This is a genomic window from Enterobacter sp. CPE_E890 (assembly GCF_046521475.1).
Classification (GTDB): domain Bacteria; phylum Pseudomonadota; class Gammaproteobacteria; order Enterobacterales; family Enterobacteriaceae; genus Enterobacter; species Enterobacter adelaidei.
Map to the genome: position 1 here is coordinate 789,855 of NZ_JBKFZW010000001.1, position 26,817 is coordinate 816,671.

Below are 26,817 nucleotides of genomic sequence, written 5' to 3' on the forward strand. Positions count from 1 at the left end.
CTTTTTTATGGAAGTGACACTATGAAAATACTGCAAATTGCTGTCGGGATTATTCGCAACCCGCAAAACCATATCTTCATTACCCAGCGCGCGGCTGACGCCCATATGGCGAACAAATGGGAGTTTCCGGGGGGGAAAATCGAATCAGGTGAAACGCCGGAAGAGGCGCTGGTTCGCGAACTGCAGGAAGAGGTGGGGATTACTCCACTTGGCGCAACGCTGTTTGATAAGCTCGAATACCAGTTTCCGGACAGGCACATCACGCTGTGGTTCTGGCTGGTAGAAAGCTGGGAAGGTGACCCCTGGGGGAAAGAGGGACAACCGGGTAATTGGGTTGAACTTCAGGTAAGTGATGCCGAAAAATTCCCACCGGCTAATGAGCCTGTGATCCGCCGATTAGTGGCAAACAGGTAGGCCTGCTAAGCGAAGCGCCAGCAGGCTTTATACGTTACTGCTGGTTCTCGCTCCAGTCATCGCTATCCGTGAGATCGCCTTCACTCGGAATGCGTTTCTCCTCCGCTGCCCATTCTCCCAGATCAATCAACTGACAGCGTTTACAGCAGAATGGGCGGAATGGGCTCATTTCGCCCCAGACAACGGTTTTGCCACAGGTCGGGCAGTTTACGGTGGTTACGTCAGACATCGGTACTCCTCAACAACAGGCCAGTTCAAAATCGAGACGTTCTGGCACGGTGCCATTTTCACTGTCCAGTGGCATAAAGCGAATGGCGAAACGACTTTTATGTCCGGAAATTTGTGGGTAAAGCTGTTCGCCAAGCGATAAGTTCAGGCGTAGAAGATCGGCATCATCACCGTTATCCTGGTAGAAACCGTTCAGGCTGGTTTGCTTACGGAATGGGGCTGAGTTACGGATCAGATCGAGGATAAGCGACAGCGTCTGGTGCATCGGCTCCAGACTCGCCAGCCAGCTATTCACCTGTACATCACGTTGAGCTTGCGGCATATGCAGCCACATATGAAGCGTCGGGAGATCGAAACTACAGCAACCGCCAGGGATACTCAGACGCTGGCGGACCAGGCCAATCAGGCGGTCTTCACGCAAAAATTGTCCAACACGTGGCGCGGCCATCAGAAGGGTGCTGCTGGCTTTCAACTGCTGGCGGAGATCGTCGATACGGCTTTGATCGACACCGGGGACCTCAGTCCAGGCCTGCAATTTACGTTGCTGGCGCTCCAGCTCTTTGAGCAATTCTGTGCGGACATCTCCGCGTTCAATCACATCCAGTAGATCGCCCACGTTACGGAAGAAGTGTAACGCCGTGGCATGATCGTTGACAGGGAGATGCTGTGAAAGCTGTTGAATGAGAAATTCGATACGTAACCAGGTACGCATTTTTTCGTTGAGCGGATGCTCAAAAAGGATGTGAGTCGACATTATGGTTTTTCCTGTGCAACGGTCTGCGCGGCAAACGTCAGATACTGCGCGTGCAGACGGGCAACATCCGATGCAATGGCATCTGGTGCGCCGTTATTATCAATAACATCATCCGCCACGGCAAGGCGCTGATCGCGCGTGGCCTGAGCGGCAAGAATTTGTTCAGCATGTTCACGCGAGACGCGGTCGCGCATCATGGTGCGCTGGATTTGCGTTTCGGGAGAGACATCAATCACCAGCACCCGGTCGGCTTTTTTCTGCAACTGATTTTCCACCAGTAACGGAACTACCCACAATACATAGGGTGAGCTGGCTGCGGCAATCTGACGCTGGGTTTCCTGGTGGATAATGGGATGGAGCAAGGCATTAAGCCAGACTTTTTCCGCAGAATCAGAAAAAATGCATTCGCGAAGCTGACGGCGATTCAGAGTGCCATCGGCATTGATGATTGCCTGACCAAAATGTTCTGCGATGGCCTTTAGCGCGGGTGTATTAGGCTCTACCACCTGGCGGGCAATGATATCGGCATCAATAATCGTGATACCCAGACGAGAGAAAGCGTCCGCAACGGTACTTTTGCCACTACCGATGCCGCCGGTTAATGCAACGATATACCCCATTAAATCAAATCCTGGGAATTATTCATTATTAAAATCAGTTGATTAAAACTCTTAGGTGCCCCAGCAACTGTTTAGCCCCGTTTACCGGCTTTTTACCAGGTAAATTTATAGGATTGTAGCGTAAAAAAAGAGAATTTCGCAGTCTTGCGGAGCAGGTATTAGTGCGTATGATAACGTCACTGGAGTTGTGCTTTTAACATATTTGCCTCTAACCCCAGGAATCCGCACATGCGTATTGAAGAAGATCTGAAGTTAGGTTTCAAAGACGTTCTTATCCGCCCTAAACGCTCTACACTGAAAAGTCGCTCAGACGTTGAACTTGAACGTCAATTCACCTTTAAACATTCCGGTCAGACCTGGTCTGGTGTGCCAATCATTGCTGCCAACATGGACACTGTGGGCACATTTGAAATGGCAACGGCGCTGGCAAAATTTGATGTCCTCACCGCTGTGCATAAGCACTACTCTCCTGAAGAGTGGAATGCATTTGTTGCGTCAGCTTCAGACGATGTGGTTAAGCATGTCATGGTTTCTACCGGTACATCCGATGCGGATTTTGAGAAGACCAAACAGATCCTGAATGCGAATCCAGCACTAAACTTCGTCTGTATTGATGTGGCGAACGGCTATTCCGAGCACTTCGTGCAGTTTGTCAGCAAGGCTCGCGAAGCCTGGCCGACCAAAACCATCATCGCGGGTAACGTGGTGACCGGCGAAATGTGTGAAGAGCTGATCCTTTCCGGTGCCGACATTGTGAAAGTAGGCATTGGCCCGGGTTCCGTATGCACCACGCGCGTTAAAACCGGTGTCGGTTATCCGCAGCTTTCCGCCGTGATTGAGTGCGCTGATGCTGCGCATGGTCTGGGCGGCCAAATCATCAGCGACGGCGGTTGCACCATGCCGGGTGATGTTGCAAAGGCCTTTGGCGGCGGCGCAGACTTCGTGATGCTCGGCGGTATGCTGGCAGGCCACGAAGAGAGTGGTGGCACAGTGGTTGAAGAGAATGGCGAGAAATTTATGCTGTTCTACGGGATGAGCTCTGAATCTGCGATGACCCGTCACGTCGGTGGCGTAGCAAAATACCGCGCGGCTGAAGGCAAAACCGTGAAGCTGCCACTGCGTGGCCCGGTCGAAAACACTGCGCGCGATATCCTTGGCGGCTTACGCTCAGCCTGCACCTATGTTGGGGCATCCCGTCTGAAAGAGCTGACGAAACGTACTACGTTTATCCGCGTTCAGGAGCAGGAAAACCGCGTGTTCAACAGTCTGTAATAGCTTCAGCTGGCGCATGCCCGTGCGCCAGCATTATCCTGCACTCATCGCATCCCCCAGATGGAAAATAGGCAGGTACATTGCCACCACCAGTGTGCCGATGATGACTCCCGTCACAATCAGAAGCAAAGGCTCCAGAAGTGCCGCCAGGTTATCTGCCTGCTGGAAAGTTTGCTCCGTGTGATGGTGGGCAAGGTTCTTCAGCATGACGTCCAACGCACCTGACATTTCACCGGTTCGTAAAAGCTGAATACACAGCGGGGTAAAGATTGCCGTCTTCTGGAAGGATGACCAGATGGGGAGACCTTTTTCAATGTCCTCCCGAACGCAGCGGAGTATCCCCCGCCAGTAACAACTTTCAACGGTTTCCTCCGCGCTCTCCAGCCCCTGTAAAAAGGGAATACCCGCCTGTTGTGTAAGCGACAGCACGGTAAAGATCTGTCCCAGTTTTTGGCCTTTTGCCAGTGCGCCCATGACGGGAGTATGCAGCAAGATACGTTGCCAGCGAGGGGCATTTCGCAGAATCCAGGCGGCAGCCACAGGTACAAGCAGTCCCGAGAACAGTGCGAGGGAATATGACTGCATAAAGGCGGCCATCCCCATGACAATCTGTGTCAGTTTCGGGAGCGGGGTATTAAACGTTCTGTAGATAGCAGCAAATTCGGGTAAGACCAGAGTGACCATTGCCAGAACGACGATTACAGCCAGCATCAGGATTATCACCGGATAGCGCAGTGCCTTTTTCACTTTTGCACTGAGCAACTGCTGAGACTTTTGTTGCTGTGCTAGCCGGCGGCAGCACTCCTCCAGTTTTCCTGTTAGTTCACCGGTTTTCACCATCGAGACATGCAATGGGCTGAAGACCGCTGGCCATCGCTTTAGTGCCTCAGAAAAAGAGCATCCTTCACCAAGTTCATCGGCAATGCTTTGCAGGAGTGCCTGCCAGGGCTTTAATGGATGCTGGTCCGCCAGCATTTGCAGACTATGGGACAATGTCAGCCCAGCCTGCAGAAGAGTCGCGAGCTGGCGAAACATCTCGTAGCAGTGATGTGGCCGCCAGCGGTATTTCTGTGAGCATCGGGTCACTGCCAGCGGATGCAACTCGTTACGCATCAGTCTGGTGAAAGCCGCATTACGGTCTGTCGCCCAGAGTGTTCCACTCCGGGGCTCTCCTTCAATAGAAAGCGCTCGCCAGCGCCAGAGTTGATTAGCAACCATCGGGCATTCCCAGAACGCGCAGCAACTCTTCGAGCGTGGTCAGCCCCTGTTCAACCGCGATACAGCCGTGTTCGAACAGGGAAAGCATTCCTGCCTGTCGGGCACTTGCTTCTATCACTTCGGTTCCTGCGCCGCTGGCAATGGCCTGCCGCAGGAAACTATCGATCGCAAGAACTTCAAAAATGGCCACGCGGCCATAGAAACCGTGATAGCAACGATCGCAACCTGTGGGTTGCCAGCGTGGAAGCGGTCTGCACCAGACTGAGCGAGGTAATTCAGCGTGCTCGCTGGCTTCCCGGCGACAATGTGGGCACAGACGACGAACCAGGCGCTGAGCAATCACCATCGAGAGTGCGGAAGATATCATCCAGCGCGCCACGCCCATTTGCTCCAGGCGAGTCAGGGCTTCTGTTGTTGAGTTAGTGTGCAGCGTCGATAACACCAGATGCCCGGTCTGGGCGGCATTAATGGCAATCTCAGCCGTTTCACCATCACGAATTTCGCCGACCATAATGATGTCAGGATCCTGACGTAGCAGCGCTCTCAGCACGCTCTGAAATGTTAAGCCCGCGCGGGGATTAATCTGCGTCTGGTTTAATCCCGCAAGGGGGATCTCAATGGGATCCTCCACGCTACAGATGTTAACATCCGGCGTGTTGCGCGCTTGCAACGCACTGTAAAGCGTCACCGTTTTGCCGCTGCCTGTGGGACCCGTGACCAGAATCAGCCCCTGTGGCTGATGAAGAGCGTCGTTAAAGCAGGTCAGTTGTTCAGTACTCATACCAAGTGCTTTCGGCTCAAGAGCCTGCTGAACCTGATGCAACAGGCGCAGCACAATTTTCTCGCCACCGCTGCAGGGAAGCGTGGCGATTCGAAATGAGATCGGCTCATTTGCCAGCTCAATCGTAAACTGACCGTCCTGCGGTAAACGGCGCTCGGCAATATCCAGGTTACTTAACACTTTTAAACGCGCGCTGAACTGGGTTGCCAGTGCTGCAGAAAGCGGAGGTTGCGGGCACAGTACGCCGTCAATACGTAAGCGGATCTGACATGCGTGCTCCATCGGTTCAATATGAATGTCTGATGCGCGTTGGTTTATCGCCTGTTGCAGCGTGTGGTTGAGGATATCTACTGCTGAATGTGAAGGAGAAACGACAGGCAGATGTGATTGTGACGTTAACTGCCGGTGTTTTTCCATACGCTCAGTGCTCCAGCATTCGATATCAATCCGTTTTTGGGTCGCGAAACGCAGGGCTTCCATTAACTCACTGCCAGGGTTTCCCACGACGGCGATGCTAATCATGTCACTATCGCTGGTTAGCAGCAGAGCGTGATGGCGCAGACAGAGTGCCACGAGTTGATCCGTATTCATTCTCTGCTCCTCAGTTAGTGTCGAAGCGGAAAACATCTTCACAAGCTTGTTTAAGCGTACTGTCAGCACTGATGTTGCAGTCACGCATCCAGCCCGTCATGCCGTTGCCGTCGTTCCACTGTGGCGTCATGACCACCTCCAGCCCGTTGAGACTCTCCTGTCCCGTTAAGATCACAATCCCTTTCGCCACGCTCATTCCTGAGACGTAACGCGTTGTGGTAGGGGAAGGGATACCGTTACTGCCCGCGTCACAACGTTCCAAACCACCATGGTCCAGTGCGCAAAGCTCAATGGCGGTGCGGTAGGGAACGAATGTTTGCAGCATATCGGTCAGCGCGGCTTTTCGCAGGTAATTCTGGTATGCGGGTACGCCGATGGCGCTCAGAATGGCAATAATGCCAATGACCACCATCAGCTCAATGAGTGTGAATCCCTGTTGTCTGTCCATGTCTGCTCCTTATGTTGAATGGCGCTACTCTGGCAGCGCAAAAGGGCAGGGACGAGGGACAAAAAAGGGAACGGGAAGGGGTCTTCAGAGAATTCATTCGGTGTTGCAGGGAAGGACAACGGATTTGCGAGCGGGGCTGAAATTCCCCTCTCCGGGCGGAGAGGGGAGAAGACACTATTTAAAGCGCATCGAGAGGTCGAGGGCACGCACGTGTTTGGTCAGCGCCCCGACGGAGATGTAATCAACCCCGGTCTCGGCGAATTCGCGGATAGTATCGAACGTCACGTTGCCGGATACCTCAAGCTGAGCCTGTCCGTTAGTCAGTTTTACTGCCTCACGCATCTGCTCGGTTTCGAAGTTATCGAGCATGATGATATCGGCTCCGGCTTTTATCGCCTGCACAAGTTCTTCCAGGTTTTCGACTTCCACTTCGACAGGGACATCCGGGTGCAGCCAGAAGGCTTTTTCAACCGCCTGACGCACCGAACCCGAGGCAATAATATGGTTCTCTTTAATCAGGAACGCGTCTGACAACCCCAGCCGATGGTTTGCGCCGCCGCCACAGAGCACCGCGTATTTCAGCGCCGTACGCAGGCCCGGCAGTGTTTTGCGGGTATCCAGTAACTGCGTACGGGTGCCGACAAGCAGGTCAACGTAGCGGCGTACTTCACTTGCCACCCCGGATAAGGTCTGGACGAAGTTAAGCGCGGTTCGTTCACCGGTGAGCAAAACGCGTGAAGGACCATTCAGCTCAAACAGCGGCTGGTTTGCCGTAATCGCATCGCCGTCTTCAACATGCCAGGTGATCTGCACATCATCCCCCGCCAGTTGGGTAAAGACCTCTTCAACCCAGCGCTTGCCGCAAAAAACGCCATCTTCACGAGTGATAATGACCGCGTGCGAACGTGCTTCTTTTGGCAATAATTGGGCAGTAATATCCTTTTCGGCATTGATGTCACCGCCCAGATCTTCTTTCAAAGCATGGGCAACGCTTGCCGGAATATCCATATTAATACGTTCCAGAAGCGCTTCACGTCGGTGGTCGGGGTTGTAGCGGCGAGGCGGCATGATAAAACTCCAAATTGGTAACGAATCATAATATTGAAACATGCTACTCTGAACCGAGTAACAGCACCATACATAAGGAGTTCCAGCATGTTGTTAGAAAACGGATGGCTGGTGGATGCGCGGCATGTGCCCTCGCCGCACCACGACTGCCGCCCGGAGGATGAAAAGCCCACACTGCTGGTTGTTCATAATATTAGTCTCCCGCCGGGTGAGTTTGGCGGTCCGTGGATCGATGCATTATTCACAGGAACGATAGATCCTGATGCCCATCCTTTCTTTGCTGAGATTGCACATCTGCGCGTGTCGGCTCATTGTCTGATTCGTCGCGATGGTGAAGTCGTTCAGTATGTTCCCTTTGATAAACGCGCCTGGCATGCCGGGGTGTCGATGTACCAGGGGCGCGAACGATGCAACGATTTTTCTATAGGAATCGAGCTGGAAGGCACTGATACCGTGCCCTATACCGATTCACAGTATCAACAGCTCGTGGCTGTCACCAAAACGCTTATTGGACTCTACCCGGCCATCGCCGAAAATATCACGGGACACAGTGATATCGCTCCGGCGAGAAAAACCGATCCCGGCCCGGCCTTTGACTGGTCCCGGTTTCGCGCCATGCTTACTGCGCCGTCAGAATAAGGAGATAACATGACGTTGTTTACCATGCTGCTGGTCATCATCGCCGAACGCCTGTTCAAACTCGGCGAGCACTGGCATCTGGATCACCGGCTGGAGGTGCTTTTCCGCCGGATTAAGCACTTTTCCATGCTGCGCACGCTGCTGATGCTGGCAGGGGTAATGGTGATTACGTTTCTGCTGCTGCGCTCGCTGCACGGACTCTTTTTCAACGTGCCGCTACTTGTTGTGTGGATCCTGCTGGGTGTGTTGTGCATTGGCGCGGGGAAGGTACGTTTGCATTATCACGCTTATCTTAAAGCGGCATCTCGTGATGATGCCCATGCACGTAGTGCGATGGCGAGCGAACTGACCATGATCCATGGGGTGCCACCGGATTGCGATGAACGTGAGTTTTTACGTGAGCTGCAAAACGCGCTTCTGTGGATTAACTTTCGTTACTACCTGGCACCGCTGTTCTGGTTTGTGGTGGGGGGCCCGTGGGGGCCGGTATTGCTGATGGGTTATGCTTTTCTTCGTGCCTGGCAGACCTGGCTTGCCCGCTATCTGACGCCGCATGAGCGCTTGCAGTCCGGGATTGATGCCATTTTGCATGTGCTTGACTGGCTCCCGGTGCGGTTCGTGGGTGTGGTGTATGCGTTGATTGGTCACGGTGAAAAAGCGCTGCCTGCGTGGTTCGCTTCTCTTGCCGATCGCCATACGTCGCAGTACCAGGTGTTAACGCGTCTGGCGCAGTTCTCTCTGGCGCGCGAGCCGCATACCGATAAGATTGAAACGCCAAAAGCCGCAGTGTCGATGGCGAAGAAAACGTCATTTGTGGTGGTGGTGGTCGTGGCGCTGCTGACCATTTACGGCACGCTGGTGTAGGCCAGCGCGCCATAAACACTATAGCGTATCCGCAGGCGGGATGCCGAAATCAGGCATCCCGTTTTCTTTCCAGCGGACAAGCTTCAGGCGGGTATGACGGTTCGGATCGTAAAGCGGATCGCCCTCAATTTCGGTGTAGTTCCGTGCATGATACACCAGCACATCTTCCCCATCCGGCGTCTGCGTAAAACTGTTGTGCCCTGGGCCATACTGGCGATTTTCATCGCTGGTGGTGAATACCGGGCGCGGAGATTTCTGCCAGTTAGCCGGGTTTTGCGGATCGGCGGTCATATCGATCCACAATAGACCCATGCAGTAGTTCTCATCGGTCGCGCTGGCGGAATAGCTGATGAAGAGTTTGTCGCCGTGAAACAGTACTGCCGGGCCTTCGTTAACCCAAAATCCACGGCACTCCCAGTCATACTCCGGCTTGCTGAGCATCACCGGCTCGCCTTTTAGCGTCCACGGATTTTCCATTTCACACAGATAGAGGTTGGAGTTACCGGAGATATCCGGGGCTTTTTGCGCCCACAGAAACCAGCGTTTCCCCTGGTGCATAAAAGTGGTGGCATCCAGCGCAAAGGTGTCAAATAGCGTGATGACCTGACCTTTCTCCTCCCACGTGCCCGCGAGCGGATCGCGGTCAGTACATTCCAGCACAAACATGCGGTGCTGGAACATGCCGAGCCTGTCGAGCGCCTGAGTGTGTGCCGCTGCAAAGTAGATGTACCACTTACCGTCAATATGATGCAGCTCCGGCGCCCATATTAACTCGCTCATAGGGCCGGTGTCGGGTTTACGCCACACCACCACTTCGTCGGCGCTGCGCAGCCCTTCCAGCGAATCTGCGCGGCGGATCGCCAGCCTGTCATACTGTGGCACGGAGGCAATAAAATAGTATTGCCCCGCGTGGTACAAAATGTACGGATCGGCGCGTTGCTCAATAAACGGGTTTGGCCAGGTTTGCATTCGGCGTTCCTTATTTTGTCTCGGCGGCTTTGAGTTCCGGATAATCGTTCAGCTCGCGATAGTTGTTACGACGCTTTTGCAGATCGGACTGGATCTGCTTCATGGTTTCACGGTCCACTTTCAGCAGACGCACCACTCCCGCGGTAATCAGATATCCAACGCCCGGAATCACCGTGAACAGCAGCACAATACCGTTGATGGCGTCCGCGCTCTGCGCTTTCGCACCGGCATCGTAACCGTACCAGGAGAGCAGGAAGCCCACCATTGCACCGGCAACCGCCAGCCCCAGCTTGAGGAAGAAGATGTTGCCGGAGAAACTGATACCCGTGATGCGTTTTCCGGTCTTCCACTCGCCATAGTCATCGACATCAGCCATCAGCGACCAGTGCAGCGGCGACGGGATTTGATGCAGGATATTCAGCAGGAAGTAGAGCACAACGATGGTGACGGTGGCTTTCGGGTCGAAGAAATAGAATGCACAGGAGAAAATTGCCAGCGCGATGTTGGTCCAGAAGAATACCTTCAGCTTACACCAGCGGTCAGTTAATACTTTCGCCAGCATACTGCCGAGCATCATGCCGACCACCCCGAGGCTGATAAACAGCGTGGCGAAGTGGGTGCTCTGGCCCATAACCCAGGTGACGTAATACATGGTCGCCGCCATGCGGATAAAACCCGGACAGACGTTGCACAGGGTTAACAGCAGAATGCGCACCCATTGATCGTTCTTCCACACGTCTTTCAGATCGTTTTTCAATTCGTCATGCGTCTGTACCGCCGGGCGTACACGCTCGCGGACGGTGGCGAAGCAGAACAGGAACATACAGGTACCAATCAGCGCCAGTACGGTCATCGCCATCTGGTAACCTTTGGCTTTGTTATCCCCACCAAACCAGTCGGCCATCGGCAGCAAGGTGAGTGACAGCAGCAGCGTCGCAATACCGACCATCACGAAGCGATAAGACTGACAGGCGACGCGCTCTTTAGGGTCGTTAGTAATCACGCCACCCAGCGAGCAGTACGGAATGTTGATAGCGGTGTAGGTCAGCGACAACAGGAAGTAGGTGACAAAGGCATAGATAACTTTGCTGTTATAGCTCCACTCTGGCGTGGTGAACATCAGGATACTGAACAGTGCATAGGGGACGGCGATCCACAGCAGCCATGGACGAAACCGCCCATATTTACTGCGGGTACGGTCAGCGATAGCACCCATAATAGGATCTGTTACGGCATCAATGACACGAACAGACAACAGCAATACGCCGACCAGTGCAGGTGCCAGACCAAAAATATCCGTATAGAAATAGTTAACAAACAACATGATGGCGCCGAAGATGATGTTGCATCCCGCGTCTCCCATCCCATAGCCGATCTTTTCTTTTACTGACAGTTTGCTGTTATCCATTAACTGCTCTCCAGATTGCGGTATGGAGAGAATTATTTGCTGGCAAAGGAATTTTTGCGTTGCAGTATCGCGTCGGTGATATGGATAAAATTGCTGTTGGCGGGAATTTGTGAGGAAGGTAACAACACTCTGCACTCCGGAAAAGGCGTGCAGAGTGGAAGGGCAGATTAGTGTGCTTTCACCGCGTTGCCGTTTTTCTGTTTAACCAGATAACCCACGCCGAGGATCGCAATCCAGACCGGGATCAGGTACACGGAAATCGCCATTCCCGGGGTGATCAGCATGATGACCAGCACTGCGGCCATGAACAGCAGACACACCCAGTTACCCAGCGGATAAAGCAGAGCCGGGAAACGCGTAGTCACACCTTGCTGCTGTTTGGCGCGGCGGAACTTGATGTGCGCCAGGCTGATCATCGCCCAGTTGATAACCAGAGCCGAAACCACCAGTGCCATCAGCAGTCCGAAGGCGGATTCCGGGGCCAGATAGTTAATCAGTACACACAGCGCCGTCACAATGGCCGATACGATAATGGTGTTTACCGGCACACCACGTTTGTCGACGTTGAGCAGGGCTTTCGGGGCGTTACCTTGCTGAGCCAGACCAAACAGCATACGGCTGTTGCAGTATACGCAGCTGTTGTAAACGGACAGCGCTGCAGTCAGCACCACGATGTTCAGGGCGTTTGCCACGAAGGTATCGCCCAGCTCGTGGAAGATCAGCACAAACGGGCTGGTATCCGCGGTCACGCGCGTCCACGGCAGCAGGGAGAGCAGCACAGCCAGTGAACCCACATAGAAGATCAGAATACGGTAGATAACCTGGTTAGTGGCTTTCGGGATGCTCTGCTCCGGGTTGTCGGCTTCAGCGGCAGTGATGCCCACCAGCTCCAGCCCTCCGAAGGAGAACATGATGATTGCCATCATCATTACCAGGCCGCTCATGCCGTGTGGCAGGAATCCGCCCTGTTCCCACAGGTTACGTACGGTCGCCTGCGGGCCACCGTTACCGCTGAACAGCAGCCAGCCACCGAAGATGATCATGGCCACAACGGCGATGACTTTGATGATGGCGAACCAGAACTCCATCTCACCGAACACTTTGACGTTGGTCAGGTTGATGGCGTTAATGATGACGAAGAAGGCCGCAGCAGAGGCCCAGGTTGGGATCTCCGGGTACCAGAATTGAATGTACTTACCGACAGCGGTAAGTTCAGCCATGGCAACGAGTACGTACAGCACCCAGTAATTCCAGCCAGAGGCGAAGCCCGCGAAGCTCCCCCAGTACTTATAGGCAAAGTGACTGAAAGAACCGGCAACGGGTTCTTCAACGACCATTTCACCTAACTGACGCATGATCAGAAAAGCAATAAAACCTGCGATAGCGTAACCCAAAATAATGCCAGGGCCGGCAGACTGGATAACGGATGCGCTTCCCAGAAACAGGCCGGTACCGATAGCACCACCCAATGCGATGAGCTGAATGTGGCGGTTTTTTAGGCCGCGCTTTAGCTGATCGCCGTGCTGTTGAGCTTCCATTTGAAACCTCGTGTGTGGTTGTTATGTTCACGCTGGGCGTGTGTAATTATGAATGTCCGTTTTCTGTATTTATTTCTTTACGGTTAATGATACCGAAAAAATCGTAGATGACTTCCGTAAGCGCCAGAATAGTGGTAAGTGCCTGCGAATGCACCTGCTTTATGGAGGGCTGATGACGAGTTGAATAAAAAGAAAGCATTTGTAAATCACTCCGCGAACCTTTCTTACCCCAACCTATAGAATAGAAATGCGCCATAAGTGGGCTAATTTTCATTATTTGCTTTGTTGAATCGCTTCAGATTGCAAAAACCCTCGTTTCAATATGGTTAAAACTCCCTCTTTGTGAGTAATCAACTCATTTGTGCAAAGTTACATTTCTGAAACGTTATTTCTGTAAGGTTGTTAAAATGTGCAGCGTTTACTGATTTCAATCAAAACCAATATGGACAGAAGGTGAATACTTTGTTACTTTAGCGATACGAAATAGAAATTGGTAAGACCAATTGACTCCGGGCAAAAAGGCGTAAGACAGGGAATATGGCCTACAGCAAAATTCGCCAACCAAAACTATCTGATGTGATTGAGCAGCAGCTGGAGTTTTTAATCCTCGAAGGGACTCTGCGCCCGGGTGAGAAACTTCCGCCAGAACGCGAGCTGGCAAAACAGTTCGACGTTTCACGTCCTTCTCTGCGTGAGGCGATTCAACGTCTCGAAGCAAAGGGCTTGCTGCTTCGTCGCCAGGGCGGCGGAACCTTTGTGCAAAACAGCCTGTGGCAGAGCTTCAGCGATCCGCTGGTAGAACTTCTCTCTGACCACCCAGAATCCCAGTTTGACCTGCTTGAGACCCGTCACGCGCTTGAAGGTATTGCGGCCTATTACGCCGCACTTCGCAGCACTGATGAAGATCGCGTGCGTATCCGCGAACTGCATCAGGCCATTGAACGGGCACAGCAGTCCGGCGATTTAGACGCCGAGTCCAGCGCCGTCGTCCAGTATCAAATTGCCGTCACCGAAGCGGCCCACAATGTGGTGCTCCTCCATCTGCTACGCTGCATGGAGCCCATGCTGGCCCAGAACGTTCGTCAGAATTTTGAATTGTTGTATGCCCGTCGGGACATGCTCCCACTGGTAAGCAACCATCGCACCCGAGTATTCGAGGCGATAATGGCCGGGGAACCGGAGCAGGCGCGCGAAGCGTCGCACCGACATCTGGCTTTCATTGAGGAAATCTTGCTGGACCGCAGCCGTGAACAATCGCGTCGCGAACGTTCATTACGCCGCATACAGCAACGAAAGGATTAAGCGCCAGGTACTTTTAGAGCGCGGCAACTAAACGCAGAACCTGTCTTATTGTGTTCTTGCCCAAGAGCACAATGGGACAGGTTCCAGACAAATCAACGTATTAGATAGATAAGGAATACCCCCATGTCAGAACGTCTCCAAAATGACGTGGATCCGATCGAAACTCGCGACTGGCTACAGGCGATCGAATCGGTCATCCGTGAAGAAGGTGTTGAGCGCGCTCAGTATCTGATTGATCAGCTGCTTTCTGAAGCCCGCAAAGGCGGTGTGAAGGTTGCTTCAGGTGCAGGGGCTAGCAACTACGTAAACACGATTGCCGTCGAAGACGAACCGGAATACCCGGGCAATCTGGATCTGGAACGTCGTATCCGTTCTGCAATCCGCTGGAACGCCATCATGACCGTTCTGCGCGCATCCAAGAAAGACCTGGAACTGGGTGGCCACATGGCGTCCTTCCAGTCTTCTGCAACCGTTTACGAAGTGTGCTTCAACCACTTCTTCCGTGCAGCGAACGAGAAAGACGGCGGCGATCTGGTGTACTTCCAGGGCCACATCTCTCCGGGCATCTATGCACGTGCATTCCTGGAAGGTCGTCTGACTGAAGAGCAGATGAACAACTTCCGTCAGGAAGTTCACGGTAAAGGTCTGTCTTCTTATCCGCACCCTAAACTGATGCCAACCTTCTGGCAGTTCCCGACCGTTTCTATGGGTCTGGGCCCAATCGGTGCGATCTACCAGGCTAAATTCCTGAAATATCTGGAACACCGTGGTCTGAAAGACACCTCTGAGCAGACCGTATACGCCTTCCTGGGCGACGGTGAAATGGATGAGCCAGAATCTAAAGGTGCGATCACCATCGCGACCCGTGAGAAGCTGGACAACCTGTGCTTCATCATCAACTGTAACCTGCAGCGTCTGGATGGTCCGGTCACCGGTAACGGTAAGATCATCAACGAACTGGAAGGCATCTTCGCCGGTGCTGGCTGGAACGTGATTAAAGTCATGTGGGGCGGTCGTTGGGATGAGCTGCTGCGTAAAGACACCAGCGGTAAACTGATCCAGCTGATGAACGAAACCGTTGACGGTGACTACCAGACCTTCAAATCCAAAGACGGTGCCTACGTTCGTGAGCACTTCTTCGGTAAATATCCTGAAACCGCAGCCCTGGTTGCAGACTGGACTGACGAGCAGATCTGGGCCCTGAACCGTGGTGGTCACGATCCGAAGAAAGTCTACGCTGCACTGAAAAAAGCGCAGGAAACCAAAGGTAAAGCGACTGTAATCCTGGCCCACACCATCAAAGGTTACGGCATGGGTGATACCGCAGAAGGTAAAAACATCGCTCACCAGGTTAAGAAAATGAACATGGACGGCGTGCGTTATATCCGCGACCGTTTCAACGTTCCAGTGACTGATGAGCAGGTAGAAAACCTGTCTTACATCACCTTCCCGGAAGGCTCTGAAGAGCACAAGTACCTGCACGAACGTCGTCAGGCGCTGAAAGGCTACCTGCCAGCTCGTCAGCCTAACTTCACCGAGAAACTGGAACTGCCAGCGCTGGAAGACTTCTCTCAGCTGCTGGAAGAGCAGAACAAAGAAATCTCTACCACCATCGCTTTCGTTCGTGCCCTGAACGTGATGCTGAAGAACAAGTCGATCAAAGATCGTCTGGTTCCAATCATCGCCGACGAAGCGCGTACTTTCGGTATGGAAGGTCTGTTCCGTCAGATCGGTATCTACAGCCCGAACGGCCAGCAGTACACCCCGCAGGACCGTGAGCAGGTTGCATACTACAAAGAAGACGAGAAAGGTCAGATCCTGCAGGAAGGTATCAACGAACTGGGTGCTGGCGCATCCTGGCTGGCTGCTGCGACCTCTTACAGCACCAACAACCTGCCAATGATCCCGTTCTACATCTACTACTCCATGTTCGGGTTCCAGCGTATCGGTGACCTGTGCTGGCAGGCTGGCGACCAACAGGCTCGCGGCTTCCTGGTAGGCGGTACTTCCGGTCGTACGACCCTGAACGGTGAAGGTCTGCAGCACGAAGATGGTCACAGCCACATTCAGTCTCTGACTATCCCTAACTGTATCTCTTACGACCCGTCTTACGCGTACGAAGTGGCAGTCATCATGCATGACGGTCTGCAGCGCATGTACGGTGAAGCACAAGAGAACGTTTACTACTACATCACCACCCTGAACGAAAACTACCACATGCCGGCAATGCCAGCAGGTGCCGAGGAAGGTATCCGTAAAGGTATCTACAAACTCGAAACCCTCGAAGGTAGCAAAGGTAAAGTTCAGCTGCTGGGCTCCGGTTCTATCCTGCGTCACGTACGTGAAGCAGCACAGATCCTGGCGAAAGACTACGGTGTCGGTTCCGATGTGTACTCTGTGACCTCCTTCACTGAACTGGCGCGTGATGGCCAGGATTGTGAGCGCTGGAACATGCTGCACCCAATGGAAACCCCGCGCGTTCCGTACATCGCTCAGGTGATGAACGATGCACCAGCGGTGGCGTCTACTGACTATATGAAACTGTTCGCTGAGCAGGTTCGTACTTACGTACCAGCTGATGATTATCGCGTACTGGGTACTGACGGCTTCGGTCGTTCTGACAGCCGCGAAAACCTGCGTCACCACTTCGAAGTTGATGCTTCTTACGTGGTTGTAGCAGCACTGGGCGAACTGGCTAAACGTGGCGAAATCGATAAGAAAGTGGTTGCGGAAGCAATTACCAAATTCAACATCGATGCAGAAAAAGTTAACCCGCGTCTGGCGTAAGAGGTAAAAGAATAATGGCTATCGAAATCAATGTACCGGACATCGGGGCTGATGAAGTTGAAATCACCGAGATCCTGGTCAAAGTAGGCGACAAAGTTGAAGCTGAACAGTCGCTGATCACCGTAGAAGGCGACAAAGCCTCTATGGAAGTCCCGTCTCCTCAGGCTGGCATCGTTAAAGAGATCAAAGTCTCTGTTGGCGATAAAACCGAGACTGGCAAACTGATCATGATTTTCGATTCCGCCGACGGTGCAGCAACTGCTGCACCTGCGCAGGAAGAGAAGAAAGCCGCTCCGGCCGCCGCTGCTCCAGCAGCTGCCGCGAGCGCGAAAGAAGTTAACGTGCCTGACATCGGCGGTGACGAAGTTGAAGTCACTGAGATCCTGGTGAAAGTGGGCGATACCGTTGCGGCTGAGCAGTCACTGATCACCGTAGAAGGCGACAAAGCCTCTATGGAAGTGCCAGCGCCGTTCGCGGGTACCGTTAAAGAGATCAAGATCAACACCGGTGACAAAGTGTCTACTGGCTCTCTGATCATGATCTTCGAAGTGGCGGGTGCTGCACCTGCTGCTGCGCCTGCACAGGCAGCTGCTCCGGCGGCCGCGGCTCCAGCGGTTGCTGGTGGCGCGAAAGACGTTAACGTACCAGACATCGGCGGTGACGAAGTTGAAGTGACCGAAGTGATGGTTAAAGTGGGCGACAAAGTTGCCGCTGAACAGTCACTGATCACCGTTGAAGGCGACAAGGCTTCCATGGAAGTCCCTGCGCCATTCGCGGGTACCGTTAAAGAGATCAAAATCAGCACTGGCGACAAAGTGTCTACCGGCTCTCTGATCATGGTCTTCGAAGTAGAAGGCGCTGCGCCTGCTGCTGCTCCGGCGGCCGCGGCTGCTCCAGCACCAACTGCTGCACCGGCTCAGGCTGCTAAACCAGCTGCTGCCCCTGCTGCAAAAGCGGAAGGCAAATCTGAGTTCGCTGAAAACGACGCTTACGTCCACGCGACTCCGCTGATTCGTCGCCTGGCGCGCGAATTCGGTGTTAACCTGGCGAAAGTGAAAGGGACTGGCCGTAAAGGTCGTATCCTGCGCGAAGACGTTCAGACTTACGTGAAAGACGCGGTGAAACGCGCTGAAGCTGCACCAGCTGCAGCGGCAGGCGGCGGCATCCCGGGCATGCTGCCATGGCCGAAAGTGGACTTCAGCAAGTTCGGCGAAATCGAAGAAGTGGAACTGGGCCGTATCCAGAAAATCTCTGGTGCTAACCTGAGCCGTAACTGGGTGATGATCCCGCACGTTACGCACTTCGACAAAACCGATATCACCGATCTGGAAGCGTTCCGTAAACAGCAGAACGCCGAAGCTGAGAAGCGTAAACTGGACGTGAAATTCACCCCAGTGGTCTTCATCATGAAAGCCGTTGCCGCTGCTCTTGAGCAGATGCCACGCTTCAACAGCTCCCTGTCCGAAGATGGCCAGAAGCTGACGCTGAAGAAATACATCAACATCGGTGTTGCGGTTGATACGCCAAATGGTCTGGTTGTTCCGGTCTTCAAAGACGTGAACAAGAAGAGCATCACTGAGCTGTCCCGTGAACTGACCGTGATCTCCAAAAAAGCGCGTGATGGTAAGCTGACTGCTGGCGAAATGCAGGGCGGTTGCTTCACTATCTCCAGCATCGGTGGCCTGGGTACAACCCACTTCGCACCGATTGTGAACGCGCCTGAAGTTGCGATCCTTGGTGTGTCCAAGTCCGCGATGGAGCCGGTGTGGAATGGCAAAGAGTTCGTACCGCGTCTGATGATGCCAATCTCTCTGTCCTTCGACCACCGCGTGATCGACGGTGCTGATGGTGCGCGTTTCATCACCATCATCAACAACACCCTGAGCGACATTCGCCGCCTGGTGATGTAATCGAAAAGCCGGCCTGACGGCCGGCTTTTTTCTGGTAATCTCATGGTGTTTGTGAGGTTATTGGCGAAAGCGATAATTCGTGAGCCGTTTGTTGTTTCAAAATTGTTAACAATTTTGTAAACTGCGGGCGGATAGAACGACCCGGTGGACGACGGGTATAAATTAAGAGGTCATGATGAGCACAGAAATCAAAACTCAGGTCGTAGTACTTGGGGCAGGCCCGGCAGGTTACTCCGCAGCATTCCGCGCCGCGGATTTAGGTCTGGAAACCGTCATCGTAGAACGTTACAGCACCCTCGGTGGTGTTTGTCTGAACGTCGGCTGTATCCCTTCTAAAGCGCTGCTGCACGTAGCCAAAGTTATCGAAGAAGCCAAAGCGCTGGCTGAACACGGTATCGTCTTCGGCGAGCCGAAAACCGATATCGACAAAATTCGTACCTGGAAAGAGAAAGTTATCACTCAGCTGACCGGCGGTCTGGCAGGTATGGCCAAAGGCCGTAAAGTGAAAGTGGTAAACGGTCTGGGTAAATTCACCGGTGCGAACACCCTGGAAGTGGAAGGCGAAAACGGTAAAACCGTGATTAACTTCGACAACGCGATCATCGCGGCAGGCTCTCGCCCAATCGAACTGCCATTCATTCCACACGAAGATCCTCGTGTTTGGGATTCCACCGATGCGCTGGAACTGAAAACCGTTCCAAAACGCCTGCTGGTTATGGGTGGCGGTATCATCGGTCTGGAAATGGGTACCGTGTACCATGCGCTGGGTTCAGATATTGACGTGGTTGAAATGTTCGACCAGGTTATCCCGGCTGCTGACAAAGACATCGTTAAAGTCTTCACCAAACGCATCAGCAAGAAATTCAACCTGATGCTGGAAACCAAAGTCACTGCCGTTGAAGCGAAAGAAGACGGTATTTACGTTTCCATGGAAGGCAAAAAAGCCCCATCCGAACCACAGCGTTACGACGCGGTGCTGGTGGCTATCGGCCGTGTGCCGAACGGTAAAAACCTCGACGCGGGCAAAGCTGGCGTGGAAGTGGACGACCGTGGCTTCATCCGCGTTGACAAACAGCTGCGCACCAACGTGCCGCACATCTTTGCTATCGGCGATATCGTCGGTCAGCCAATGCTGGCACACAAAGGTGTTCATGAAGGTCACGTTGCCGCTGAAGTTATCGCCGGCATGAAACACTACTTCGATCCGAAAGTGATCCCATCCATCGCGTACACCGAGCCAGAAGTTGCATGGGTTGGTCTGACTGAGAAAGAAGCGAAAGAGAAAGGCATCAGCTACGAAACCGCCACCTTCCCGTGGGCTGCTTCTGGCCGTGCTATCGCTTCCGACTGCGCAGACGGTATGACCAAACTGATCTTCGACAAAGAGACTCACCGCGTTATCGGTGGTGCGATTGTCGGTACCAACGGCGGTGAGCTGCTGGGTGAAATCGGTCTGGCTATCGAAATGGGTTGTGACGCTGAAGACATCGCGTTGACTATCCACGCTCACCCAACTCTGCACGAGTCTGTGGGCCTTGCGGCAGAAGTGTTTGAAGGCAGCATCACCGACCTGCCAAACGCGAAAGCGAAGAAGAAATAAGTTTCTTCACGATTGCTAAACGCCTCTTCGGAGGCGTTTTTTTTGTCTAAAGCCTACCCATTATGGTAGGTATCTTATTGATATTTCCGCTAAAAAATTTCTCTCATCTGCCGATACCTTTTTCACCATTGTGTAGCTACTGGCCGCACGGTTTAGGGGTTCTGGACTTTTGATTACACGAAAAAAGGAAATAACATGTCTTTGAAGAAAGTTGCGGTGATTGGCTTAGTGGCAGCAGCGATGACGCTGACCGGGTGTGGTGCGATGACCACTGCGGTGAAAAAACGTAATCTGGAAGTGAAAACTCAGATGAGCGAAACCATCTGGCTGGAGCCATCTAACGAAAAAACAGTCTACATTCAGGTTAAAAACACCTCTGATAAAGACATGAGCAACCTGCAGACGCTACTGGCAAACGATCTGAGTGCCAAGGGATACAAGGTCACCAGCTCTCCTGACAGCGCATACTATTGGGTGCAGGCTAACGTTCTGAAAGCAGACAAAATGGACCTGCGAGAATCTCAGGGCTATCTGAAGACTGGCTATGAAGGTGCCGCTGTTGGTGCTGCGCTGGGTGCCGGTATTACGGCCTACAACAGCAACTCTTCTGGTGCGGCGTTGGGTGTGGGTCTGGCGGCAGGTCTGATCGGTATGGCGGCGGATGCGATGGTAGAAGATGTGAACTATACCATGGTGACCGACCTGCAGATCTCTGAGCGTAGCAAAGCAAAAGTCACCACCGATAACATCGCGGCACTGCGTCAGGGTACATCGGGCGTGAAACTGCAGACCAGCTCCGAGCAGGGCGATCGCGCTAAGTATCAGACACGTGTCGTGTCTAATGCTAATAAAGTGAACCTGAAATTCGAAGAAGCGAAACCGGTTCTGGAAGCGCAACTGGCAAAATCGGTCGCAAATATTCTGTAAGTTAAAAAGCCGGGCGGCGACTTTGCCTTACCCGGCCTACAGGCCTCGCTGGAGAAGAGCTACCGCACATTCAGGGCTCGACGGGCTGCCAGGTTTTATCAGGAGCATATGAGGCCAGCGCCCGCGCCTTATGCTCCGAATCGCTGCCGAGATCCGACTGGAACACCTTGTCGTCCTGATTTATCAAAAAGCTCATTACGCCCGTCTGGCCGTAGCTGACCGGCCAGGCAACCATTGCGAAACCGTGGTTATCCGGCAAAATTCTGAAGCGATAGCCGTGATACCCAGTACCCGGTTCTTTTGGACTGAATGCCGGACCGAGCGGGCTGGGCGCTTCACCGGGTGATGCAGGCCAGTACAAACCGTCCTTTTTCCCTGTGGTGCTGACGATCTTCTGGGCATACTTCTGGTTCATCGCATAATAGCTCTGCTGTGCATCCACGTAAGCATGTAAGGCTTCAATCGCTGCGAGCTCGTTACGCCCAATTTCGCGGGTCAGGATCTCCTCAGCACCTTCTTTGATATCAAATTGCCAGCCGGAAGTGGTCTTGATGACCGGAATAGGAAGTTGCCAGTCGGTCTCTCCGACAACAAGATGCGCCGTATTACCTTCAACAACGGTGTTATGACGGACTTTCCAGTCGCGCAGGAAGCGATCGACGGCATCAGGATCAACCCCTTCTGGGGGCAGAAAATCGCGCCAGTTCTCTCCAAGCAGGTTATTCATTGCACTTTCATTCTGATCACGAATGGCATTTGCCAGTGCGTCGGTCGCCTGGTCAGGCGTGCTAAAAGATTGTTGCGCCATCGCCGAGGCCGAAAGCATGAACAACACCATTCCACTGAGTAGTTTACTTTTCATGTCGGCTCCCTTAACGATGTCGAATTTCACGGCGTTCAGCGCGTCCGCCAGCTGCCTGGTGCGGTTGTTGTTGACGAGCGATCTGTCGGCTTTGCGCCCCTCGCTGCTGCTGTGCCTGCCAGTTGGCGGAGCGGCTGTCGTTGCCACTCAGAGCATTAGCCCGGGGCTGACTGATTCGCTGCTGGGTTGTGCGTTGCTGCGCAGGTTGCGAAACCCGTTTTTCATTTCTTTGCGCTGTGGTCTGACGATTATCACGCTGCTGTGTAGTCGTCCGCTTTGTCGTCTGTGGTTTGGTGTCATAGCCACGGTAGTTGTTGCGCTGGGAAATCTGCTTCAGCTGCTCATTTGAGGCCTTGCGCTGGACATCTTTGGTTCCCGGACGTGCCGTTTGAGGGAAGGTTTTACCCGTTGATTTCTCCATCTGGCTGAGGGCGGCCTGACGCTGGCTATCGCGATTAACCGGTTTTTGCTGCGTTGAACTTAACCCTACGGCCGTGTTGGTGGAGTGGAAGCGGTTGTTGAGCTGGCTCGTCGGATAGGGTACGCCTTCCCGATAAGCCGGGTTGTGCTGCCAGGTGCGGTTGGCATCCGTCAGGCGCTGCCCGCTGATTTTATTGAAGTTCTCAACGTTGATATTGATGTTGTTATCACCGTTGCGGTTATAGCCGCCGTGATTATCCCAGTCGTCATGGTGATGATCCCAGTCATCGTCATCATCCCAGTCGATGCTGCTGAAGATGGCATAGGTTGTCGCGACGCCCAGGCTGAAGCCTAAACCGTTAACGAAGCTGTTGCCAAACTGCTCGCCGGGTGAAGGCGGGAGATAGGTGGGGGGATAAGCGGTGTTTGGCCAGGTTCCGTAAACCGTATTAGGGTTGTAGGTGGGAACGTACACGACTTGTGGATCGGCAGATTCAATTTTGATCACCGTTGGAGCCGGTGCGGACGTTGTGTTTGTCGTGGTTGACTCGCTGGTGCTCGTTTTAGACGGCGCCGCTTTTGTCACCGTGGTGACTGTTTGTTGAGGTGTCGACTGTAAGGCTCCGGTCTTCTGCGCCAGCACGCGCAGGCGTTGAACGGAATCCATCACATCTTTGGGTTGTGCGAGAAACGCATCGCCCAGATTTTGTACCCACGGTGGGTTCTCTCCCATCAGTGACATCAACTGAGGAAAGGCGACCAGCGATTTTACGCTGGGATCCCAGGGTTGGCTGGCAACGGCCTGAATAGCGGCATCACCTTCCATTTTAGGGTTGTCTTTCGACCACTGTGCAGCCTGGATGACGTTGGCCGGGTAGGTTGATGCCATCAAAATTTGCGACAGCAGGGCATCCGGGTAGAGCGCGATGGGAGCAACCCATTGATCGATTTGCGCGGCAGTGTAGGCTGGCGCGACAACAGGGGCGGGCTGGGCTGCGGCAGGCGCCGCCGGTGCAGCCGGCTGTTGTGCGACGGGGGCCGGCGCAGCGGGCTCCGTTGCGCGACCTTTGACAAACATGACGCCTGAGGCGGCAAACAGCCCGGCACTGCACAGAAGGACGAGCAGATGTGGCTTAAAGGGCAACTTCATAAAATGACTCCAACGAGACAAGCGCTGTGCCGTGAGGCGTTACGGTTGGCGTGAGTATTATTCACCCGTCTTTTACTGTTTTGACTTTTATTGGGAAGCGTCCGGGACGCCCGGATAAAGAGTGTGAGTATTTATTACACAATTATATCTGATGGAGAAAAAACTGAAGCGTCACGGTGCAGAAGATGTCGCAAAATGATGCCCTTAATTCTCGCTACACCATGCTTAACGATTCAGCAAATTTTTTAATGTTGCTTTTTTGTAAACGGATTAACACTGTGCAGAAATCCTGCTATGCTGCCCGACGCGGTATCGGGCATTTACCCTACAAACTGCTGTCTCACAGGAGCGTGAAGAGAACGCCCGCCGCATATGACAATGAGAGCGAGGAGAACCGTCGTGCTAGAAGAATACCGTAAGCACGTAGCAGAACGTGCCGCCGAGGGAATTGTACCCAAACCTTTAGATGCAACCCAAATGGCCGCGCTCGTCGAGCTGCTGAAGAACCCGCCTAAGGGCGAAGAAGAATTCCTGTTAGATCTGTTGATCAACCGCGTACCGCCTGGCGTAGATGAAGCTGCCTACGTAAAAGCCGGATTCCTTGCTGCTATCGCCAAAGGCGAAGCCACCTCCCCACTGGTTACTCCTGAAAAAGCCATTGAACTGCTCGGCACTATGCAGGGCGGCTACAACATTCATCCGCTGATTGACGCGCTGGATAACGACAAGCTGGCTCCGATTGCCGCTAAAGCGCTCTCCTCAACGCTGCTGATGTTCGATAACTTCTACGATGTGGAAGAAAAAGCGAAAGCGGGCAATGTCTATGCGAAGCAGGTGATGCAATCCTGGGCTGATGCCGAATGGTTCCTGAACCGTCCTGCTCTGGCTGAAAAAATTACCGTTACCGTCTTTAAAGTGACGGGCGAAACCAACACCGATGACCTCTCTCCGGCACCGGACGCGTGGTCTCGCCCGGATATCCCTCTGCACGCCCTGGCGATGCTGAAAAACGCCCGCGAAGGCATTGAGCCGGATCAGCCAGGCAGCGTCGGGCCGATCAAACAGATCGAAGCTCTGCAGAAAAAAGGTTTCCCGCTGGCTTATGTGGGTGACGTCGTGGGTACCGGTTCTTCCCGTAAGTCTGCAACCAACTCCGTGCTGTGGTTCATGGGCGACGACATTCCACACGTGCCGAATAAGCGCGGTGGCGGTCTGTGCCTCGGCGGAAAAATTGCTCCAATCTTCTTCAACACCATGGAAGATGCGGGTGCACTGCCGATCGAAGTGGATGTTTCTAACCTGAACATGGGCGACGTGATTGACGTTTATCCGTTCAAAGGCGAAGTACGTAACCACGAAACCAACGAACTGCTGGCAAGCTTCGAGCTGAAAACCGACGTGCTGATCGACGAAGTGCGTGCAGGTGGCCGTATTCCTCTGATTATTGGCCGTGGCCTGACAACCAAAGCGCGTGAAGCGCTGGGTCTGCCACACAGCGATGTATTCCGTCACGCGAAAGACGTTGCGGAAAGCAATCGCGGTTACTCACTGGCGCAGAAAATGGTTGGTCGTGCATGCGGCGTCGCCGGTATCCGTCCTGGTGCATACTGCGAGCCGAAGATGACCTCTGTGGGCTCCCAGGATACCACTGGCCCAATGACCCGTGACGAACTGAAAGACCTGGCGTGCCTGGGCTTCTCTTCCGATCTGGTGATGCAGTCCTTCTGCCACACTGCGGCGTATCCGAAGCCGGTTGATGTGACGACACACCACACGCTGCCTGACTTCATCATGAACCGTGGCGGGGTTTCCCTGCGTCCGGGTGATGGTGTTATCCACTCATGGCTGAACCGTATGCTGCTGCCAGATACCGTGGGTACCGGTGGTGACTCCCATACCCGTTTCCCGATTGGTATCTCCTTCCCGGCGGGTTCTGGTCTGGTGGCGTTTGCTGCGGCAACTGGCGTGATGCCGCTGGATATGCCGGAATCTGTTCTGGTGCGCTTCAAAGGCAAAATGCAGCCGGGTATCACCCTGCGTGACCTGGTTCACGCGATCCCGCTGTATGCGATTAAACAGGGCCTGCTGACCGTTGAGAAGAAAGGTAAGAAAAACATCTTCTCTGGCCGTATCCTGGAAATTGAAGGTCTGCCAGATCTGAAAGTTGAGCAGGCGTTCGAACTGACCGATGCCTCCGCTGAACGTTCTGCTGCGGGCTGTACCATCAAGCTGAACAAAGAGCCGATTATTGAGTATCTGAACTCTAACATCGTGCTGTTGAAGTGGATGATTGCAGAAGGCTACGGCGACCGTCGTACGCTGGAGCGTCGTATCCAGGGCATGGAAAAATGGCTGGCCGATCCGCAGCTGCTGGAAGCTGATGCTGACGCAGAATACACGGCAGTGATCGACATCGATCTGGCGGATATCAAAGAGCCAATTCTGTGTGCACCGAACGATCCGGACGATGCGCGTCTGCTCTCTGATGTTCAGGGCGAGAAGATCGATGAAGTGTTCATCGGTTCTTGTATGACCAACATTGGTCACTTCCGCGCGGCAGGTAAATTGCTGGATACCCATAAAGGCCAGTTGCCAACCCGTCTGTGGGTGGCACCGCCAACCCGTATGGACGCGGCTCAGCTGACCGAAGAGGGCTACTACAGCGTGTTTGGTAAGAGTGGGGCGCGTATCGAAATTCCTGGCTGTTCCCTGTGTATGGGTAACCAGGCGCGCGTAGCTGACGGTGCGACGGTGGTGTCCACCTCTACCCGTAACTTCCCGAACCGTTTAGGTACCGGTGCGAACGTCTTCCTGGCTTCTGCGGAGCTGGCGGCGGTTGCGGCGCTGATTGGCAAACTGCCAACGCCGGAAGAGTACCAGACCTTTGTGGCTCAGGTTGATAAGACGGCGGTGGATACCTATCGCTATCTGAACTTCGACCAGCTCTCTCAGTACACCGAGAAGGCTGACGGGGTTATCTTCCAGACGGCAGTATAAACAGCAAAACCGTCTCCACGAGACGGTTTTTAGTGTTTGCACCCTCTCCC

23 protein-coding genes are annotated in these 26,817 nt (G+C 53.6%); 10 read left to right on the plus strand and 13 right to left on the minus strand.

The features are described from left to right. Window positions 1–21: 21 nt before the first annotated feature. Window positions 22–414, plus strand: a complete 393-nt coding sequence (gene mutT / locus ACLHV9_RS03810; protein WP_108089570.1) for an 8-oxo-dGTP diphosphatase MutT — start codon at window positions 22–24, stop codon at window positions 412–414. A gap of 34 nt (window positions 415–448) precedes the next feature. Here the strand turns inward: mutT and yacG are convergent, their stop codons facing one another. The 3 genes from yacG to coaE are packed head-to-tail and all read right to left on the minus strand — an operon-like array spanning window position 449 to window position 2,016. After that, complete coding sequence (gene yacG / locus ACLHV9_RS03815) at window positions 449–643, minus strand: DNA gyrase inhibitor YacG (protein WP_028016691.1); 195 nt, start codon at window positions 641–643, stop codon at window positions 449–451. Between the two features lie 9 nt (window positions 644–652). Continuing rightward, window positions 653–1,396, minus strand: a complete 744-nt coding sequence (gene zapD, locus ACLHV9_RS03820) for a cell division protein ZapD (RefSeq protein ID WP_108089571.1) — start codon at window positions 1,394–1,396, stop codon at window positions 653–655. Further along, on the minus strand, window positions 1,396–2,016 hold the full coding sequence (gene coaE / locus ACLHV9_RS03825) for a dephospho-CoA kinase (protein WP_028016693.1): 621 nt from the start codon (window positions 2,014–2,016) through the stop codon (window positions 1,396–1,398). Before coaE ends, zapD begins: the two co-directional genes overlap by 1 nt. 228 nt (window positions 2,017–2,244) lie before the next feature. Between coaE and ACLHV9_RS03830 the strand changes: the two genes are divergently transcribed. Further along, window positions 2,245–3,288 carry a GMP reductase gene (locus ACLHV9_RS03830; RefSeq protein ID WP_049005275.1) on the plus strand — a complete coding sequence of 348 codons (1,044 nt, stop codon included), beginning with the start codon at window positions 2,245–2,247 and terminating at the stop codon, window positions 3,286–3,288. A 33-nt stretch (window positions 3,289–3,321) separates the two neighbouring features. Here ACLHV9_RS03830 and hofC read toward each other — a convergent pair whose 3' ends face one another. The 4 genes from hofC to nadC all read right to left on the minus strand — a co-directional run bounded on the left by hofC (window position 3,322) and on the right by nadC (window position 7,394). Further along, window positions 3,322–4,506 carry a protein transport protein HofC gene (gene hofC / locus ACLHV9_RS03835; RefSeq protein ID WP_108089572.1) on the minus strand — a complete coding sequence of 395 codons (1,185 nt, stop codon included), beginning with the start codon at window positions 4,504–4,506 and terminating at the stop codon, window positions 3,322–3,324. Further along, window positions 4,496–5,878, minus strand: a complete 1,383-nt coding sequence (gspE, locus tag ACLHV9_RS03840) for a type II secretion system protein GspE (RefSeq protein ID WP_049005277.1) — start codon at window positions 5,876–5,878, stop codon at window positions 4,496–4,498. The genes hofC and gspE overlap by 11 nt, the downstream gene beginning before the upstream one ends. Before the next feature lie 10 nt (window positions 5,879–5,888). Beyond that, window positions 5,889–6,326 carry a prepilin peptidase-dependent pilin gene (ppdD, locus tag ACLHV9_RS03845; protein WP_028016697.1) on the minus strand — a complete coding sequence of 146 codons (438 nt, stop codon included), beginning with the start codon at window positions 6,324–6,326 and terminating at the stop codon, window positions 5,889–5,891. A gap of 174 nt (window positions 6,327–6,500) precedes the next feature. Then, entirely contained in the window at window positions 6,501–7,394 is an 894-nt protein-coding gene (gene nadC, locus ACLHV9_RS03850) for a carboxylating nicotinate-nucleotide diphosphorylase (RefSeq protein ID WP_028016698.1), read from the minus strand. Between the two features lie 87 nt (window positions 7,395–7,481). On the opposite strand from nadC, the gene ampD reads away from it, so the two are divergent. Both ampD and ampE read left to right on the plus strand, forming a co-directional pair. Then, window positions 7,482–8,033: a 1,6-anhydro-N-acetylmuramyl-L-alanine amidase AmpD gene (gene ampD / locus ACLHV9_RS03855; RefSeq protein ID WP_028016699.1), complete on the plus strand. Its 552-nt coding sequence runs from the start codon at window positions 7,482–7,484 to the stop codon at window positions 8,031–8,033. 9 nt (window positions 8,034–8,042) lie between these two features. Continuing rightward, window positions 8,043–8,897 carry a beta-lactamase regulator AmpE gene (gene ampE, locus ACLHV9_RS03860; protein WP_028016700.1) on the plus strand — a complete coding sequence of 285 codons (855 nt, stop codon included), beginning with the start codon at window positions 8,043–8,045 and terminating at the stop codon, window positions 8,895–8,897. A gap of 18 nt (window positions 8,898–8,915) precedes the next feature. Here ampE and ACLHV9_RS03865 read toward each other — a convergent pair whose 3' ends face one another. The 4 genes from ACLHV9_RS03865 to ACLHV9_RS03880 form a co-directional block, all read right to left on the minus strand. Further along, the gene (locus tag ACLHV9_RS03865) at window positions 8,916–9,866 is read right to left on the minus strand and encodes a family 43 glycosylhydrolase (protein ID WP_108089573.1); all 951 of its coding nucleotides are present in this window, start codon (window positions 9,864–9,866) and stop codon (window positions 8,916–8,918) included. Between the two features lie 10 nt (window positions 9,867–9,876). Then, the gene (locus ACLHV9_RS03870; RefSeq protein WP_028016702.1) at window positions 9,877–11,274 is read right to left on the minus strand and encodes a glycoside-pentoside-hexuronide (GPH):cation symporter; all 1,398 of its coding nucleotides are present in this window, start codon (window positions 11,272–11,274) and stop codon (window positions 9,877–9,879) included. 167 nt (window positions 11,275–11,441) lie between these two features. Then, complete coding sequence (aroP, locus tag ACLHV9_RS03875) at window positions 11,442–12,812, minus strand: aromatic amino acid transporter AroP (RefSeq protein ID WP_028016703.1); 1,371 nt, start codon at window positions 12,810–12,812, stop codon at window positions 11,442–11,444. A gap of 46 nt (window positions 12,813–12,858) precedes the next feature. Next, window positions 12,859–13,086, minus strand: coding sequence for a hypothetical protein (locus tag ACLHV9_RS03880; RefSeq protein WP_407220178.1), 228 nt, complete (start codon window positions 13,084–13,086; stop codon window positions 12,859–12,861). Between the two features lie 263 nt (window positions 13,087–13,349). On the opposite strand from ACLHV9_RS03880, the gene pdhR reads away from it, so the two are divergent. The 5 genes from pdhR (at window position 13,350) to traT (ending at window position 21,338) form a co-directional block, all read left to right on the plus strand. Further along, on the plus strand, window positions 13,350–14,114 hold the full coding sequence (gene pdhR, locus ACLHV9_RS03885; protein ID WP_008501960.1) for a pyruvate dehydrogenase complex transcriptional repressor PdhR: 765 nt from the start codon (window positions 13,350–13,352) through the stop codon (window positions 14,112–14,114). Between the two features lie 123 nt (window positions 14,115–14,237). Further along, a complete protein-coding gene (gene aceE / locus ACLHV9_RS03890; protein WP_028016704.1) occupies window positions 14,238–16,901 on the plus strand; it encodes a pyruvate dehydrogenase (acetyl-transferring), homodimeric type in 2,664 nt (887 codons plus the stop codon). A gap of 14 nt (window positions 16,902–16,915) precedes the next feature. Then, window positions 16,916–18,811, plus strand: coding sequence for a pyruvate dehydrogenase complex dihydrolipoyllysine-residue acetyltransferase (gene aceF / locus ACLHV9_RS03895; protein ID WP_108089575.1), 1,896 nt, complete (start codon window positions 16,916–16,918; stop codon window positions 18,809–18,811). Window positions 18,812–18,986: 175 nt separating this feature from the next. Further along, a complete protein-coding gene (gene lpdA / locus ACLHV9_RS03900; RefSeq protein WP_023332094.1) occupies window positions 18,987–20,411 on the plus strand; it encodes a dihydrolipoyl dehydrogenase in 1,425 nt (474 codons plus the stop codon). A 195-nt stretch (window positions 20,412–20,606) separates the two neighbouring features. Further along, entirely contained in the window at window positions 20,607–21,338 is a 732-nt protein-coding gene (gene traT, locus ACLHV9_RS03905; RefSeq protein ID WP_028016706.1) for a conjugal transfer complement resistance protein TraT, read from the plus strand. 70 nt (window positions 21,339–21,408) lie between these two features. On the opposite strand, the gene ACLHV9_RS03910 is transcribed toward traT, so the two are convergent. Both ACLHV9_RS03910 and ACLHV9_RS03915 read right to left on the minus strand, forming a co-directional pair. Beyond that, window positions 21,409–22,200, minus strand: coding sequence for a DUF2950 family protein (locus ACLHV9_RS03910; RefSeq protein ID WP_407220179.1), 792 nt, complete (start codon window positions 22,198–22,200; stop codon window positions 21,409–21,411). Between the two features lie 10 nt (window positions 22,201–22,210). Next, window positions 22,211–23,770: a DUF3300 domain-containing protein gene (locus ACLHV9_RS03915; RefSeq protein ID WP_407220180.1), complete on the minus strand. Its 1,560-nt coding sequence runs from the start codon at window positions 23,768–23,770 to the stop codon at window positions 22,211–22,213. 399 nt (window positions 23,771–24,169) lie between these two features. On the opposite strand from ACLHV9_RS03915, the gene acnB reads away from it, so the two are divergent. Further along, on the plus strand, window positions 24,170–26,767 hold the full coding sequence (gene acnB / locus ACLHV9_RS03920; protein ID WP_407220181.1) for a bifunctional aconitate hydratase 2/2-methylisocitrate dehydratase: 2,598 nt from the start codon (window positions 24,170–24,172) through the stop codon (window positions 26,765–26,767). The last annotated feature ends 50 nt before the right edge of the window (window positions 26,768–26,817 follow it).